This window comes from Sanguibacter sp. Z41_6 (genome assembly GCF_059621145.1).
The window spans coordinates 18,483-33,157 of record NZ_JCAQIF010000006.1 but is presented as its reverse complement, the minus strand read 5'-3'; the positions used below and the strand labels follow the sequence as shown (position 1 = coordinate 33,157).

Sequence of the window (14,675 nt, the reverse complement as noted above, 5' to 3'; positions counted from 1 at the left end):
CGACTCATTCCGCCCAGGGGCCGAACACCACGGTCCATTCGGCGACGGCGCGGCTGGCGACGAGTCCTTCGACGTGGAACGGGTCGGAGTCGAGCAACGTCTCGACCGCGTCCGTCGAGTCCGCCCGCACGACGAGCAGAGCGCCCTGCATCTCGCCCACGCTCACCGGTCCCGACGCGAGCAGGATCCCGGCGGCGAACAAGCCACCCAGGAAGCCACGGTGCGCGGGTCGGTGGACGTCGCGCACGTCCGCGCGGTCGTCGTAGACGTAGGTCACTGCGTAGATCGTCATGGCGCCATTGAAGCACCGGTCGGCCCCGACAGGTGCGCCGTGACCGCCATGTTCGCCACGCACGGCACCTAGCCGGGGGCGAGCCGTCCCACGAGCGCGTGCGCCGCAGCGGTCACCACTGCCCGGTCATACGTCACGACGAACTCGAACTGACGCTCACCGTCCGGTCCCTCGTCGCCCAGATCCTTCGCGATGAGAGCGGCTGCGTGGTGCGCCCCGAGGACGACGACCGTCCACTCGTCTGCCAGCGGGTCGCCTTCCTCGAGTGCCGTTCCCCGGACGCCGACAGCCGGCGCCTTGGGCATGTCGACGGCCAACGCACCCACGAAGGGAAGAGTCTCCGCCAGGTTCTCGTACCGGCGCGCCGTGCCCGGGGTGAAGAACGAGCCGTGCTGGAACGCCGCGAGAAGCAGCGGGGGGATGCGCGACTGGATGGCCATCATCTCGAGCGTCCGAGAGATCGGCAGGAGAAGGCTCTTGGGCGCGAGCCGCAGCCGACGGAAGTTCCGGACGAGGTCGTACGGTGTGCCGCACAGACTCACGCCGATGGGGCGCGGAGCGAACCGGCCGGGACGGGACGCGGTCGCACTGAACTTCCTGCCCCCGTGGCTCCACAGCCAGCCCTGACCGAGCGTGGCCCCGAGGACGAGTGCGCGCCGGAGGTCCTCCTGCGTCTCGACACCTTCCGCGACGACCTCGGCGCCTGACTCCTCGGCGTACCCGCGGACGGCCTCCGCCACGCTGATCGTGCTGATGTCGTCGACGCTGCGGAGCAGCCCCAGGTCAAGCTTGACGACCTCGGGACGCAGCAGGGGGATGAACGCGAGAGAGGCCGGTTCCAGGCCCACGTCGTCGAGCGCGATCGCACACCCGGCAGCCCGGAGACGCTCGGCACCGTGCAAGATCGCGGCCACGTCCGCCGCCAGCGCCCGCTCGGTGATCTCGACGACCACCTGGACGTGCGCGGGCCGGGTCGCGAGGGCGTCGAGCACGACGTCGAGCCGTTGCGTGAGCGTCGTGGGCTCGACGTTGACGAACAGGGTCATGGGCCGACCCAGGGACAGGCGCGCGGCGTCCGCGATCGAGGTGCGCAGGGAGTACGCCTCGAGCTCAGCGAGACGTCCCGTGCGGCGAGCAGCCTCGATGAGGACGAGCGGCGACGCCCACGGCGAGCCGACCGGGCCACGCAGCAGCGCCTCGTGCGCGTATGCGGAGCCGGTCTCCAGGTCGATGAACGGCTGGTAGACGCAGTGCAGCCGGCGGTCAGCGATGAGCGCATCGAGCGGGACCTCCACGGGCGCCGCCTCGCGCACCTCCGCGTCCTGCACGGGGTGATCGACGACCATCGTTCCTGCGCCGCCGGCGCTGTTCTCTGATTCCACGTGCGTCATATCGACAGACGACGGCGCCCCATGAGGATCGCCGTCGACCAACGTCGCTGCCGGGGTGTGACGCGGGCCGCTCACCATCCGCGTTCCTCCCACGACGGGAGGGCCGGTCGCTCGGCGCCCAGCGTCGTGTCGGGCCCGTGACCGGGGTACACCCAGGTGTCGTCGCCGTACCGGTCGAACACCCGCGTCGTGACGTCGCCGAGCAGCTGCGCGAACCGCGTGGCCTCGCCGCCGGTGTTGCCCACGCCACCGGGGAACAGCGAGTCGCCGGTGAAGAGGTGGGTCCGACCGGGCACCCCTTCCGCGAGCCTCTCCCCGCCTGCATCGCTGGACGGCGGGCCGTCGGGGGACAGGGACGGCTCCGTGTAGGCGAGGGCGATCGAGCCGGGGGTGTGCCCGCGCAGCGCGACCACCTCGAGCTCGACCTCGCCGAGCGCGATACGGTCCCCGGCGCGCAACCGCTTGACGACGGGCACCCCGAGGGCGTCCGCGTCGTCCGCGCCCGCGGCGGTCACGGCCCCGGTGACGGCGACCATGTCACCGAGGGCGCCGTGATGATCGGCGTGCCGGTGCGTGGTGACGATGAGGTCGAGACGCGCCGACCCGGACCCTTCACGGACGAGCGCGAGCAGCCGGTCCGGGTCTGCGGCCGCGTCGATGAGCAGCTGGTGACCTGTGCGCCGGCACGTCAGGAGGTAGGCGTTGTTGTCCATCTGGCCGACGCTGGCCTTACGGACGACGAGCTCGGGGAGCACCCGGACGTCGCTCTCCAGCCCGGCGCGCACGACGCCGGTGTAGGGGACGGGTGCATCGTGGGGTGGGGTCGGCATAGTCGATTGTGCGCGCAGGCCGGGGATCCGGCACCTGGGTCGACAGCCGTGTGGGGGAGCGCACGTTCGAACACGCGTGCGCATGTCGGACGTTCCCCCTACGATCGACGGGTGAGTGACCGTCTCGTCGTCCAAGGTGCCCGTGAGCACAACCTCCGAAACGTCGACCTGGATCTGCCGAGGGACAAGCTCATCGTGTTCACCGGCCTGTCGGGGTCCGGGAAGTCGTCGTTGGCGTTCGACACCATCTTCGCCGAGGGGCAACGGCGATACGTCGAGTCGCTGTCGGCCTATGCCCGGCAGTTCCTCGGGCAGATGGACAAACCTGATGTCGACTTCATCGAGGGGCTCTCGCCCGCGGTGTCGATCGACCAGAAGTCGACGAACCGCAACCCGAGGTCGACGGTCGGGACCATCACGGAGGTGTACGACTACCTCCGGCTGCTCTTCGCGCGCGCCGGCACCCAGTACTGCCCGCAGTGCGGCGAGCGGGTCACGGCACAGACCCCGCAGCAGATCGTCGACCGCCTCCTCGAGCTGCCGGAGGGGACCCGGTACCAGGTCCTCGCGCCCGTCGTCCGCGGACGCAAGGGCGAGTACGCGGACCTCTTCAAGGACCTTCAGGCGAAAGGCTTCGCGCGGGCCCGGGTCGACGGTGACGTCGTCCAGCTCACCGACCCGCCCGTCCTCGAGAAGAAGCTCAAGCACACGATCGAGGTCGTCGTCGACCGTCTCGTCTCCCGCGAGGGGGTGCAGCGGCGCCTCACGGACTCGATCGAGACCGCGCTGGGGCTCGCCGGCGGTCTCGTCGTCGTCGAGCTGGTCGACGCACCGGCCGACGACCCGCAGCGCGAGCGTCGGTTCTCGGAGCACCGGGCCTGCCCCAACGACCACGCCCTCGCGCTCGAGGAGATCGAGCCGCGCACGTTCTCCTTCAACGCGCCCTACGGGGCATGCCCCGAGTGCACCGGCATCGGTGTGCGGCTCGAGGTCGACCCCGAGCTCATCGTCCCCGACGAGGACAAGACGCTCGCCGAGGGTGCCGTCGCCCCCTGGGCCCAGATCTCGTCCGAGTACTTCGTCCGGGTGCTGAGCTCCCTCGCCAAGGACCTCGGGTTCTCCATGGACGTCCCCTGGCGCGCGTTGCCGGAGCGGGCCCGCAACGCGGTCCTGCACGGACAGGACCACGAGGTCCAGGTGAAGTACCGCAACCGGTGGGGGCGAGAGCGCCAGTACTCGACCGGGTTCGAGGGCGCGATCACCTTTCTCAAGCGCCGCCACGCCGAGACGGAGTCCGACTGGTCGAAGGAGAAGTACGAGGCCTACATGCGGGAGGTGCCGTGCCCCGTCTGTGACGGGACGCGACTCAAGCCCGAGGTCCTCGCCGTGCGCGTCGGCGGGAAGTCCATCGCCGAGGTGTGCGCGATGCCGCTCCGCGAGTGCCGCGACTTCCTCGATGCCCTCGAGCTCGGCGTGCGCGAGCGCGCGATCGCGACCCAGGTGCTCAAGGAGATCCAGGACCGCCTGGGCTTCCTGCTCGACGTCGGGCTGGACTACCTGTCGCTCATGCGGGCAGCAGGCACGCTCTCGGGCGGCGAAGCGCAGCGGATCCGGCTCGCCACGCAGATCGGCTCCGGGCTCGTCGGCGTGCTGTACGTGCTGGACGAGCCGAGCATCGGCCTGCACCAGCGGGACAACCGTCGCCTGATCGAGACCCTCACCCGCCTGCGGGACCTCGGGAACACGCTCATCGTCGTCGAGCACGACGAAGACACCATCCGACAGGCGGACTGGATCGTCGACATCGGGCCGGGCGCCGGCGAGCACGGCGGACGCGTCGTGCACTCGGGTGACTACGCGGGGCTGCTCGAGGCGCCCGAGTCGGTGACGGGGGCGTACCTCGCCGGCCGGCGCTCGATCCCCATGCCTACCCAGCGTCGGCCCATCGACCCGTCACGCAAGCTCACGGTCGTCGGTGCCAAGGAGCACAACCTCAGCGGCATCGACGTGTCGTTCCCTCTCGGGGTGCTGCTGGCCGTCACCGGGGTGTCGGGGTCCGGCAAGTCCACGCTCGTGAACTCGATCCTCTACACGGTCCTCGCGAACGAGCTCAACGGTGCCCGCCAGGTCGCGGGCCGGCACAAGCGGGTCACCGGTCTTGAGCATCTCGACAAGGTGATCCACGTCGACCAGGGCCCTATCGGCCGCACCCCGCGGTCCAACCCGGCGACGTACACGGGAGTCTGGGACCACGTGCGCCGGCTGTTCGCCGAGACGGCAGAGGCGAAGGTCCGCGGGTACACGCCGGGACGCTTCTCCTTCAACGTCAAGGGTGGACGGTGCGAGGCCTGCTCGGGTGACGGCACGATCAAGATCGAGATGAACTTCCTGCCGGACGTCTACGTCCCCTGCGAGGTGTGCCACGGTGCTCGGTACAACCGGGAGACGCTCGAGGTGCACTTCAAGGGCAAGACGGTGGCGGACGTCCTCGACATGCCCATCGAGGAGGCAGCCGAGTTCTTCGCGGCGGTGCCCGGGATCGCCCGGCACCTGCGAACGCTCGTCGACGTCGGGCTCGGGTACGTCCGTCTCGGGCAGCCGGCTCCGACGCTCTCCGGTGGTGAGGCGCAGCGGGTGAAGCTCGCCAGCGAGCTGCAGAAGCGTTCGACAGGACGCAGCATCTACGTGCTCGACGAGCCCACGACCGGACTCCACTTCGAAGACATCCGCAAGCTGCTCGCCGTGCTCCAGTCGCTCGTGGACAAGGGGAACTCTGTGCTCGTCATCGAGCACAACCTCGACGTCATCAAGAATGCCGACTGGGTCATCGACATGGGTCCGGAGGGGGGCTCCGGGGGCGGCCTGGTCGTCGCCCAGGGCACGCCCGAGAAGGTCGCGGCCGTCCCGGAGAGCCACACTGGTCGGTTCCTCGCGGAGGTGCTGGCGCCGCACCCGCCCGTCCCGGTCGGGAAGCTCGTTCCCCCGGCGGTGGCGAGCAAGCCGGCGGCGAAGGCGAAGGCCCCACGGAAGCGCGCGAAGCTCACCTCATGATGGTCAGGTGACGCTCGCGGGCACGAGAGGGCTCACGCGGACGGGGAAGTTCACCGAGCGCGCGAGGAAGCAGTGGTCGTGGGCGCGCTGGTGGAGGTCGAGCAGCAGGGCGGTCGCATCTGCCGGGCTCACGTCCGCGAGGACGACGCGCGGTCGGAGCTCGACCTCGGTGAACTGTCCGGCACCCGCGGTGTCCACCCGCATGGTCCCCACCGGCGTGTCCGCGTACTCGGTGACGACGACGTCGTGCTGAGCGGCCATGTGCAGGAACCACAGCATGTGGCACTGGGCGAGCGACGCGACGAAGAGCTCCTCCGGGTTGGGACGGTGCGGATCGCCGCGGAACGCCGGATCCGAGCTCGCGAGGATCGGGGGTTTCCCCTCGATCGACACGGTGTGGTCGCGTGAGTACGCCAGGTAGCTCGAGGTGCCGGTCGCGCCGGCTCCGGTCCAGGTGATCGTGGCGGTGTACGAGTGAAAGGCTCCCATCGGCACACGGTAGCCGGATCGCCGCGAATGTGACACCAGTCACGTTCCGCTCTCCTCGTCCACGGTGACCGCGGACGAGCGGGACCTGCTCCCGCCCCGGAGGCGACGGGGTCCTGTGCTGGGTGTCGGACGCCTCAACTAGGCTCGAAGGCATGGCCGATCCAGTGACCTACCGACCCGCGCCGGGCGAGATTCCCACGACCCCCGGCGTGTACAGGTTCCGTGACGAGCACCGTCGGGTCATCTACGTCGGCAAGGCGAAGAACCTGCGAGCGAGGCTCTCGAGCTACTTCCAGGACCTCTCGGCCCTGCACCAGCGCACCCGGACGATGGTGACGACGGCGGCCTCCGTGGAGTGGACCGTCGTCGGCACGGAGGTGGAGGCCCTCGCCCTCGAGTACTCCTGGATCAAGGAGTACGACCCGCGCTTCAACGTCAAGTACCGCGACGACAAGTCGTACCCCTACCTCGCGGTGACGATGGGCGAGAAGGTGCCGCGCGCGCAGGTCATGCGGGGCGTCAAACGACCCGGCACGCGATACTTCGGTCCGTTCGCGCACGCCTGGGCGATCCGCGAGACCCTCGACCTGCTGCTGCGTGTCTTCCCCGTCCGCACCTGCTCCGCCGGTGTGTACAAGCGCGCCGAGCAGTCGGGCCGGCCATGCCTGCTCGGGTACATCGACAAGTGCTCCGCCCCGTGCGTGGGGCGCATCAGCATCGAGGACCATCGTGCGCTCGCCGACGACTTCTGCTCGTTCATGGCGGGTGAGACCGCGACGTTCGTCCGACGGTTGACCGAACGGATGAACGAGGCCGCCCGGAACATGGAGTACGAGCAGGCCGCTCGCCTGCGCGACGACATCCAGGCCCTCGAGCGGGCACTGGAGAAGAACGCGGTGGTCCTGCAGGACGCGACCGACGCGGACATCTTCGCTCTCGTGGGTGACGAGCTCGAAGCGGCGGTGCAGGTGTTCCACGTCAGGGGCGGCCGGATCCGCGGTCAGCGGGGCTGGATCGTCGAGAAGGTCGAGGACGTCACGGACGCCGACCTCGTCGAGCACCTCCTGCAGCAGGTGTACGGCACGGCGGACGAGAGCGCCGGTGGTGACGCGCAGGCGGCGAGGGCCGACAGCGTGGTTCCGCGGGAGGTGCTCGTACCGGTGCTCCCCGCGCACCACGAAGAGGTGGCTGCGTGGCTCAGCGGGTTGCGAGGCGCGAAGGTGGAGGTCCGGGTGCCCCAGCGTGGGGACAAGCGTGAGCTTGCGGAGACGGTGCGCAAGAACGCCGAGCACGCGCTCGCGCTGCACCGCACCCGCCGGGCCGGTGACCTGACGACGCGGTCCCAGGCGCTGCAGGAGCTCCAGGAGGCCCTCGGTCTGGCGACCGCACCCCTGCGGATCGAGTGCTACGACATCTCCACGACCCAGGGCACGTTCCAGACGGCGTCCATGGTCGTGTTCGAGGACGGGCTCGCACGCAAGAGCGAGTACCGGACCTTCACCGTGCGAGGCCCGGACGGCGACGGTGCGCGTGACGACACCGCAGCGATGTACGAGGTCATCACCCGGCGGTTCCGGCGGTACGTCGCCGACCGCATCGCCGTCGGTGAGCTCGAGGCGGACATGCCCGGGGGAGAGGTCGGCCCCGACGCGAGCGACGGAGAGCCGGAGGGTGAGCGCAAGAGGTTCGCGTACCCGCCCAACCTCGTCGTCGTCGACGGTGGACCACCCCAGGTCGCCGCGGCCGCCCGCGCGCTCGCCGACCTCGGGATCGACGACGTGGCGCTGTGCGGCCTCGCCAAGCGCCTCGAGGAGGTGTGGGTGCCGGGTGACGACTACCCGGTGATCCTCAACAGGGCGTCCGAGGGCCTCTACCTCCTGCAACGCGTCCGCGACGAGGCGCACAGGTTCGCGATCTCGGCGCACCGCAAGAAGCGCAGCAAGGGGATGACTGTCTCGGCGCTCGACGACATCCCCGGCCTCGGGCCTGCCCGCAAGGCCGCGCTGCTGCGGCACTTCGGGTCGCTCAAGCGCCTGCGTGCGGCGTCGGCCGAGGAGATCGAGTCGGTGCCGGGCATGGGGCGGCGCACCGCTGAGGCCGTCGTGGCCGCGCTCGCGCCGCAGCAGGGCCCGGTGGCGGTGGAACCGTCCGGCGAGGAGCGGTCCACCGCGGACCGACCTGGCATGCTGGGCGCATGAGCAGCGAACCGGCACCCATGACCGTCCCGCAGGGGATCCCCCAGGTCGAGGCGACGACACACCCTGCCGCACCTGAGGAGAGCGAGGTCCTCATCATCACCGGGATGTCCGGGGCGGGCCGCTCCCGGGCCGCGATGGTGCTCGAGGACCTCGACTGGTACGTCGTCGACAACCTGCCGCCCAGGATGCTCGTGCCGCTCGTCGACATGATGACGCGGACGGGATCGGCGATCACCCGGGTCGGCGCGGTCGTGGACGTCCGTGGCCGGGAGTTCTTCAACGACCTCACTGAGGTCCTGGCGCGCTTCCGCAAGCGAGCGATCCCGTACCGCATCCTGTTCCTCGACTCGTCCGACGAGGTGCTCGTCCGGCGTTTCGAGCAGGTCCGGCGACCGCACCCGCTCCAGGGTGACGGCCGGATCCTCGACGGGATCGGTGTCGAGCGGCAGCTGTTGCGGGCGATCCGGGAACGCTCCGACGTCATCATCGACACGTCCGAGCTCAACGTCCACGACCTCGCGCGCGAGGTCCGCAAGTCCGTCGCGGAGGGCACCACCGAGGCGCTGCGGGTGAACGTCCTGTCGTTCGGGTTCAAGTACGGGATCCCGCTCGATGCGGACCATGTCGTCGACATGCGCTTCCTGTCCAACCCCTACTGGATCACCGAGCTGCGGCACCTCACCGGCCGGGACGAGCCCGTGCGGGACTTCGTGCTCGGCCTGCCGGGAGCGTCAGAGTTCATCGACCGCTACCTCGAGGCGCTCGAGCCGGTGTTCGCGGGGTACCTCCACGAGGAGAAGCGGTACGTCACCCTCGCGATCGGGTGCACGGGCGGCAAGCACCGTTCGGTGGCCGCGAGCGAGGAGATCGCCCGCAGGCTGCGCGAACGTGGTCACCGGGTCGCGGTGACCGCTCGCGACCTCGGAAAGGAGTAGCCGCCCGTGCCGTCGAGCACGAGCGGACAGAACCCTGCGGTCGTCGCCCTCGGTGGCGGCCACGGCCTGTCCGCCAGCCTCTCCGCCCTCCGGCTCATGTCCGACCGCCTCACGGCGATCGTCACCGTCGCCGACGACGGTGGGTCCTCCGGTCGTCTCCGTGAGGAGCTCGGTGTGCTCCCGCCGGGGGACCTCCGGATGGCGCTGTCCGCGCTGTGCGACGACTCCGAGTGGGGCCGCACGTGGCGGGACCTGCTCCAGCACCGTTTCACGTCCTCCGGCGATCTCGACCAGCACGCGGTCGGGAACCTGCTCATCGTCGCGCTGTGGGAGCTCCTCGGTGACTGCGTCGAAGGCCTCGACTGGGTCGGACGTCTCCTCGGCGCTCGCGGCCGGGTGCTGCCCATGGCGTCCGTGCCCTTGTCGATCGAGGCCGACGTCGCGATCGACGGTGGTGTCGTCACGGTCGTCGGACAGTCGCAGGTCGCCTTGGCGGCCGGCAGGGTCGAGCGGATCCGGCTCGTCCCCGACAACCCGCCGGCGCGGCCCGAGGCCGTCGAGGCGCTCATGGCCGCGGACTGGGTCGTCCTCGGTCCAGGGTCATGGTTCTCCTCCGTGATGCCGCACCTCCTCGTCCCTGAGCTCGCTGAGGCGTTGCACGCCACCACCGCGCGCAGGTGCCTCACCCTCAACCTCGCGAGCGAGACCGACGAGACGCTCGGCATGACGACGATCGAGCACCTGCGCGCGCTCTACCGGCACGCGCCCGACCTGCACATCGATGCGGTGATCGCCGACCCGTCGGCCGTCGAGGACCCTGAGCTGCTGCTGCAAGAGGTGGAGAACATGGGGGCGACGCTGCTCATGCGGCAGGTCCGCAGGGGTGACGGCACGCCCCGGCACGACGACCTGCGGCTCGCCGCGGCGTACCGGGACGTCTTCGACCGATTTCTCGGTGACGTGGGGACGGTGACACGGTGACTGCTCACGCTGGTGGTCACGCAGCCGCACCGAGCCCCGCAGGAGCAGTGGCAGGATTGGGCACATGGCGCTGACGGCACAGGTGAAGGACGAGCTCGCGCGGTTGAAGGTCGACAAGACGTCGTGCCGCAAGGCCGAGGTCGCCGCGATGCTGCGGTTCGCCGGAGGGCTGCACATCATCTCGGGTCGCATCGTCATCGAGGCCGAGCTCGACACCGCGATCGCGGCACGGCGACTCCGCGAGGCGATCTCTGACGTCTACGGCCACACGAGCGAGATCATCGTCGTCTCGGCGGGCGGGATCCGACGTGGCAGCAGGTACGTCATCCGGGTGGTCAAGGACGGTGAGTCCCTCGCGCGCCAGACAGGGCTCCTCGACAGCCGCGGCCGCCCGGTCCGAGGGTTGCCGCCCCAGGTCGTCTCCGCCGGGACCGCCGAGGCAGAGGCCGCGTGGCGTGGCGCGTTCCTCGCGCGTGGTTCCCTCACCGAGCCCGGGCGGTCGTCCGCGCTCGAGGTCACGTGCCCGGGGCCGGAGGCCGCGCTCGCTCTCGTGGGTGCCGCACGCCGCCTCGGGATCTCGGCCAAGGCCCGGGAGGTCCGGGAGGTCGACCGCGTCGTCATCCGTGACGGCGAGGCCATCGGGGCGCTGCTCTCACGGCTCGGTGCGAAGGAGGCCGTCGTCGTCTGGGAGGAACGCCGCCTGCGCCGCGAGTTCCGCGGGACCGCCAACCGTCTCGCGAACTTCGACGACGCGAACCTGCGGCGTTCCGCCCGGGCGGCCGTCGCGGCGGGTGCTCGCGTGGAGCGTGCCTTCGAGATCCTCGGCCCCGATCTGCCCGAGCACCTGCGGGAGGCGGGCGAGCTCCGCCTCGCGCACAAGCAGGCATCCCTCGAGGAGCTCGGGCAGCTGGCGGACCCACCGCTGACGAAGGACGCCGTGGCCGGACGTATTCGTCGGCTGCTCGCCACAGCGGACAAGCGAGCTCAGGACCTCGGAATTCCCGATACCGAGGCGGGTCTCAGCGCGGATCTTCTCGATCTCTGACGATGGTGGTGCATCCACCCCGTCTCATCGGGACGATCGTCCTCACACGACGACCCGCGGGGGTATAGGCTCGAGTCGTCCGGTTGACCAGCGCCCGCGGCAGGCCACAGGGCCTCGGTGCGACGGCGCATGGCTCCGGACGGTAGGGATCAGCGTACGTCGGCGTACGTGAAACTTTGTCAACAATTGTGTGCGTCGGACCATCCGGCGCGACCTGAGGAGGGTATTTTGACCATCCGCGTCGGAATCAATGGCTTCGGCCGCATCGGACGTAACTTCTTCCGCGCCATTCTTGCTGCCGGGACGGACATCGAGATCGTCGGTGTCAACGACCTCACGGACAACAAGACGCTGGCCCACCTGCTGAAGTACGACTCTGTGCTCGGTCGTCTCGCTGCGGACGTGAGCTACGACGAGGACTCCATCACCGTCGACGGCAAGAAGATCAAGGCACTCGCCGAGCGCGACCCGGCCAAGCTCCCCTGGGGCGAGCTCGGTGCGGACATCGTCATCGAGTCCACCGGATTCTTCACGGACGCGACGAAGGCGAAGGCCCACATCGAGGCCGGCGCGAAGAAGGTCATCATCTCGGCTCCCGCGAGCAACGAGGACGGCACGTTCGTCATCGGCGTCAACGAGGGTGACTACAACCCCGAGACGATGCACATCATCTCGAACGCGTCGTGCACCACGAACTGCCTCGCGCCCATGGCGAAGGTCCTCGACGAGGCCTTCGGCATCGAGCGTGGCCTCATGACGACGATCCACGCCTACACGGGTGACCAGAACCTCCAGGACGGCCCCCACAAGGACCTCCGTCGTGCGCGTGCGGCCGCGGTCAACATCGTCCCGACGTCGACCGGTGCGGCCAAGGCCGTGGCGCTCGTGCTCCCGCAGCTCAAGGGCAAGCTCGACGGCTACGCGCTCCGCGTCCCCGTGCCCACAGGCTCGGCGACGGACCTCACCTTCACGGCCTCCAAGGAGGTCACCGTGGAGTCGGTGAACGCCGCGATCAAGGCTGCCGCCGAGGGCCCCCTCAAGGGCATCCTCGTCTACACGGAGGACCCGCTGGTCTCCTCCGACATCGTCACGGACCCGGCCTCGAGCATCTTCGACGCCGGCCTCACGAAGGTCATCGGCGACCAGGTCAAGGTCGTCTCCTGGTACGACAACGAGTGGGGCTACTCCAACCGCCTCGTGGACCTCACGGTCCTCGTCGGCGAGAAGCTCTGAGCTTCGCCTAGCGAAGCGACTCGGGTCCTGACCCGAACCCCATGATGCGTCCGCGTGAGTACCAGCCGTCTGGCGAGGGTCACTCACGCGGACGTATCTGTGTCCGCACCCACCACCTGGAGAACCCATGAAGACGATCGAGGACCTCGGCGACCTGCGCGGCAAGCGCGTGCTCGTCCGCTCCGACTTCAACGTGCCGCTCGACGGCACGACCATCACCGACGACGGCCGCATCCGCGCCGCGCTCCCCACGCTCCGCTCGCTCGTCGACGCGGGCGCCAAGGTCGTCGTGACCGCGCACCTCGGTCGCCCCAAGGGCGCTCCCGAGGAGAAGTACTCCCTCGCTCCCGTCGCTGCACGTCTCGGTGACCTCCTCGGGGTCCCCGTCACGCTGGCGGCCGACACGGTGGGCGAGTCAGCGACGGCCACGGTCGCGGCGCTCAAGGACGGCGAGGTCGCACTCCTCGAGAACATCCGCTTCGACCCGCGGGAGACGTCGAAGGACGACGCCGAGCGTGCGTCGCTCGCCGCCGACCTCGCGAAGCTCGCTGATGCCTTCGTGTCCGACGGCTTCGGAGTCGTGCACCGCAAGCAGGCGTCCGTCTACGACGTCGCGCGCGTCCTGCCGTCGGCGGTCGGCTCGCTCGTGCTCAAGGAGGTCGAGTCGCTGAAGAAGGCGACGGAAGACCCCGCGCGCCCGTACGTCGTCGTCCTCGGTGGCTCGAAGGTCTCGGACAAGCTCGGCGTCATCGCGAACCTCCTCACCAAGGCCGACCGTCTGCTCATCGGTGGTGGGATGGTCTTCACGTTCCTCGCGGCCAAGGGGTACTCGGTCGGCAACTCGCTGCTCGAGGCCGACCAGATCGAGACGGTCAAGGGCTACCTGACGCAGGCCGAGGAGGCCGGCGTCGAGATCGTCCTGCCGACGGACATCGTCGTGGCACCGGAGTTCAAGGCGGACTCGCCGGCCACCGTCGTGCCTGCTGACGCGATCCCCGACGGCATGATCGGCCTCGACATCGGTCCCGACTCCCAGGCACTCTTCGCATCGAAGATCGTTGATGCGAAGACCGTCGTGTGGAACGGTCCGGCCGGCGTCTTCGAGTTCGAGGCGTTCTCCGGTGGGACCCGGGCGATCGCGCAGGCGCTGGTCGACGCGACCGCGAACAACGGCGCGTTCACGATCGTCGGCGGCGGAGACTCCGCGGCAGCGGTGCGCATCCTCGGGTTCGACGAGGGTGCGTTCAGCCACATCTCCACCGGCGGTGGGGCGAGCCTCGAGTTCCTCGAGGGTAAGTCGCTTCCCGGGATCGCCGTCCTCGACGCATGAGCGTCGCCCCCCACACCACGAAGGATTCCACCATGGCCAGCACGCGTACCCCGCTCATCGCGGGCAACTGGAAGATGAACCAGGACCACCACCAGGCGATCCACCTGGTGCAGAAGCTCGCCTGGGCGCTCAAGGACGGCAAGCACGACTACTCGGCGGTCGAGGTCACGGTGCTCGCACCGTTCACCGACCTCCGGAGCATCCAGACCCTCGTCGACGCCGACAAGCTCGAGCTCAGCTACGGGGCGCAGGACGTGTCCCAGCACGAGTCCGGTGCGTACACGGGTGAGATCTCGGCCGTGTTCCTCGAGAAGCTCGGCGTCACGTACGTCGCGGTCGGTCACTCCGAGCGCCGCCAGTACCACGGCGAGGACGACGCTCTCGTCAACGCCAAGGCGAAGGCTGCGCTCAGCCACGGCATCGTCCCGATCATCTGTGTCGGCGAGGCGCTCGAGGTGCGCAAGGCCGGGGAGCAGGTGCCGCACACCCTCGCGCAGGTCGACGGGGCTCTCGCCGGGCTGAGCGCCGAGGATGCGGCGAAGGTCGTCATCGCCTACGAGCCCGTCTGGGCCATCGGTACCGGTGAGGTCGCGACCCCGCAGGACGCGCAGGAGGTTGCCGGCGCGATCCGGGCTCGTCTCGCCGAGCTGTACTCGGCCGAGGTGGCCGACGCGGTCCGCGTGCTCTACGGCGGTTCGGTGAAGTCGTCGTCGATCGCCGAGCTCATGAAGGAGCGGGACGTCGACGGCGCGCTCGTCGGCGGAGCCAGCCTCGATGCGGACGAGTTCGCCAAGATCGCCCGCTACCAGGCTCACGCCGCCAGCTGATGGGCGCGCGCACCTCGGTGCGCGTCGCCCCCGGCCTCAGGCCCGTCGGAATCGCACGGTTCTGGCGGGCCTG

General features: G+C 69.8%; 12 protein-coding genes. 8 read left to right on the top strand and 4 right to left on the bottom strand.

Features of this window, described 5'->3' with window-relative positions:
• Window positions 1–4: 4 nt before the first annotated feature.
• The 3 genes from AC54T1_RS12795 to AC54T1_RS12785 form a co-directional block, all read right to left on the bottom strand.
• Window positions 5–292, bottom strand: coding sequence for a YciI family protein (locus tag AC54T1_RS12795; RefSeq protein ID WP_484344378.1), 288 nt, complete (start codon window positions 290–292; stop codon window positions 5–7).
• 68 nt (window positions 293–360) lie between these two features.
• Window positions 361–1,674: a sensor domain-containing phosphodiesterase gene (locus tag AC54T1_RS12790; RefSeq protein WP_496912176.1), complete on the bottom strand. Its 1,314-nt coding sequence runs from the start codon at window positions 1,672–1,674 to the stop codon at window positions 361–363.
• Window positions 1,675–1,754: 80 nt separating this feature from the next.
• On the bottom strand, window positions 1,755–2,513 hold the full coding sequence (locus AC54T1_RS12785) for an MBL fold metallo-hydrolase (protein ID WP_496912175.1): 759 nt from the start codon (window positions 2,511–2,513) through the stop codon (window positions 1,755–1,757).
• A gap of 111 nt (window positions 2,514–2,624) precedes the next feature.
• Here AC54T1_RS12785 and uvrA point away from each other — a divergent pair, with 111 nt between their 5' ends.
• Window positions 2,625–5,564 (top strand): excinuclease ABC subunit UvrA, encoded by a 2,940-nt coding sequence (gene uvrA / locus AC54T1_RS12780; RefSeq protein ID WP_496912174.1) that lies wholly within the window; start codon window positions 2,625–2,627, stop codon window positions 5,562–5,564.
• Window positions 5,565–5,567: 3 nt separating this feature from the next.
• On the opposite strand, the gene AC54T1_RS12775 is transcribed toward uvrA, so the two are convergent.
• On the bottom strand, window positions 5,568–6,053 hold the full coding sequence (locus AC54T1_RS12775) for an OsmC family protein (RefSeq protein ID WP_496912173.1): 486 nt from the start codon (window positions 6,051–6,053) through the stop codon (window positions 5,568–5,570).
• A 152-nt stretch (window positions 6,054–6,205) separates the two neighbouring features.
• Between AC54T1_RS12775 and uvrC the strand changes: the two genes are divergently transcribed.
• The 7 genes from uvrC (at window position 6,206) to tpiA (ending at window position 14,602) form a co-directional block, all read left to right on the top strand.
• Window positions 6,206–8,251, top strand: coding sequence for an excinuclease ABC subunit UvrC (gene uvrC / locus AC54T1_RS12770; protein WP_496912172.1), 2,046 nt, complete (start codon window positions 6,206–6,208; stop codon window positions 8,249–8,251).
• Window positions 8,248–9,186: an RNase adapter RapZ gene (gene rapZ / locus AC54T1_RS12765; protein ID WP_484344384.1), complete on the top strand. Its 939-nt coding sequence runs from the start codon at window positions 8,248–8,250 to the stop codon at window positions 9,184–9,186. The genes uvrC and rapZ overlap by 4 nt, the downstream gene beginning before the upstream one ends.
• A gap of 6 nt (window positions 9,187–9,192) precedes the next feature.
• Window positions 9,193–10,167: a gluconeogenesis factor YvcK family protein gene (locus AC54T1_RS12760; RefSeq protein ID WP_496912171.1), complete on the top strand. Its 975-nt coding sequence runs from the start codon at window positions 9,193–9,195 to the stop codon at window positions 10,165–10,167.
• 64 nt (window positions 10,168–10,231) lie between these two features.
• Window positions 10,232–11,212 carry a DNA-binding protein WhiA gene (gene whiA, locus AC54T1_RS12755; protein ID WP_484344386.1) on the top strand — a complete coding sequence of 327 codons (981 nt, stop codon included), beginning with the start codon at window positions 10,232–10,234 and terminating at the stop codon, window positions 11,210–11,212.
• Between the two features lie 228 nt (window positions 11,213–11,440).
• The gene (gene gap / locus AC54T1_RS12750; protein ID WP_484344387.1) at window positions 11,441–12,445 is read left to right on the top strand and encodes a type I glyceraldehyde-3-phosphate dehydrogenase; all 1,005 of its coding nucleotides are present in this window, start codon (window positions 11,441–11,443) and stop codon (window positions 12,443–12,445) included.
• A gap of 127 nt (window positions 12,446–12,572) precedes the next feature.
• Window positions 12,573–13,775 carry a phosphoglycerate kinase gene (locus AC54T1_RS12745; RefSeq protein WP_484344388.1) on the top strand — a complete coding sequence of 401 codons (1,203 nt, stop codon included), beginning with the start codon at window positions 12,573–12,575 and terminating at the stop codon, window positions 13,773–13,775.
• Between the two features lie 32 nt (window positions 13,776–13,807).
• Entirely contained in the window at window positions 13,808–14,602 is a 795-nt protein-coding gene (tpiA, locus tag AC54T1_RS12740) for a triose-phosphate isomerase (RefSeq protein WP_496912170.1), read from the top strand.
• Window positions 14,603–14,675 lie beyond the last annotated feature (73 nt).

Coding starts and splice junctions, on each gene's coding strand:
- AC54T1_RS12795 (WP_484344378.1), bottom strand. CDS start 292: ATGACGATCTACGCAGTGACCTACGTCTACGACGACCGCGCGGACGTG.
- AC54T1_RS12785 (WP_496912175.1), bottom strand. CDS start 2,513: ATGCCGACCCCACCCCACGATGCACCCGTCCCCTACACCGGCGTCGTG.
- AC54T1_RS12775 (WP_496912173.1), bottom strand. CDS start 6,053: ATGGGAGCCTTTCACTCGTACACCGCCACGATCACCTGGACCGGAGCC.
- uvrC (WP_496912172.1), top strand. CDS start 6,206: ATGGCCGATCCAGTGACCTACCGACCCGCGCCGGGCGAGATTCCCACG.
- rapZ (WP_484344384.1), top strand. CDS start 8,248: ATGAGCAGCGAACCGGCACCCATGACCGTCCCGCAGGGGATCCCCCAG.
- whiA (WP_484344386.1), top strand. CDS start 10,232: ATGGCGCTGACGGCACAGGTGAAGGACGAGCTCGCGCGGTTGAAGGTC.
- AC54T1_RS12745 (WP_484344388.1), top strand. CDS start 12,573: ATGAAGACGATCGAGGACCTCGGCGACCTGCGCGGCAAGCGCGTGCTC.
- tpiA (WP_496912170.1), top strand. CDS start 13,808: ATGGCCAGCACGCGTACCCCGCTCATCGCGGGCAACTGGAAGATGAAC.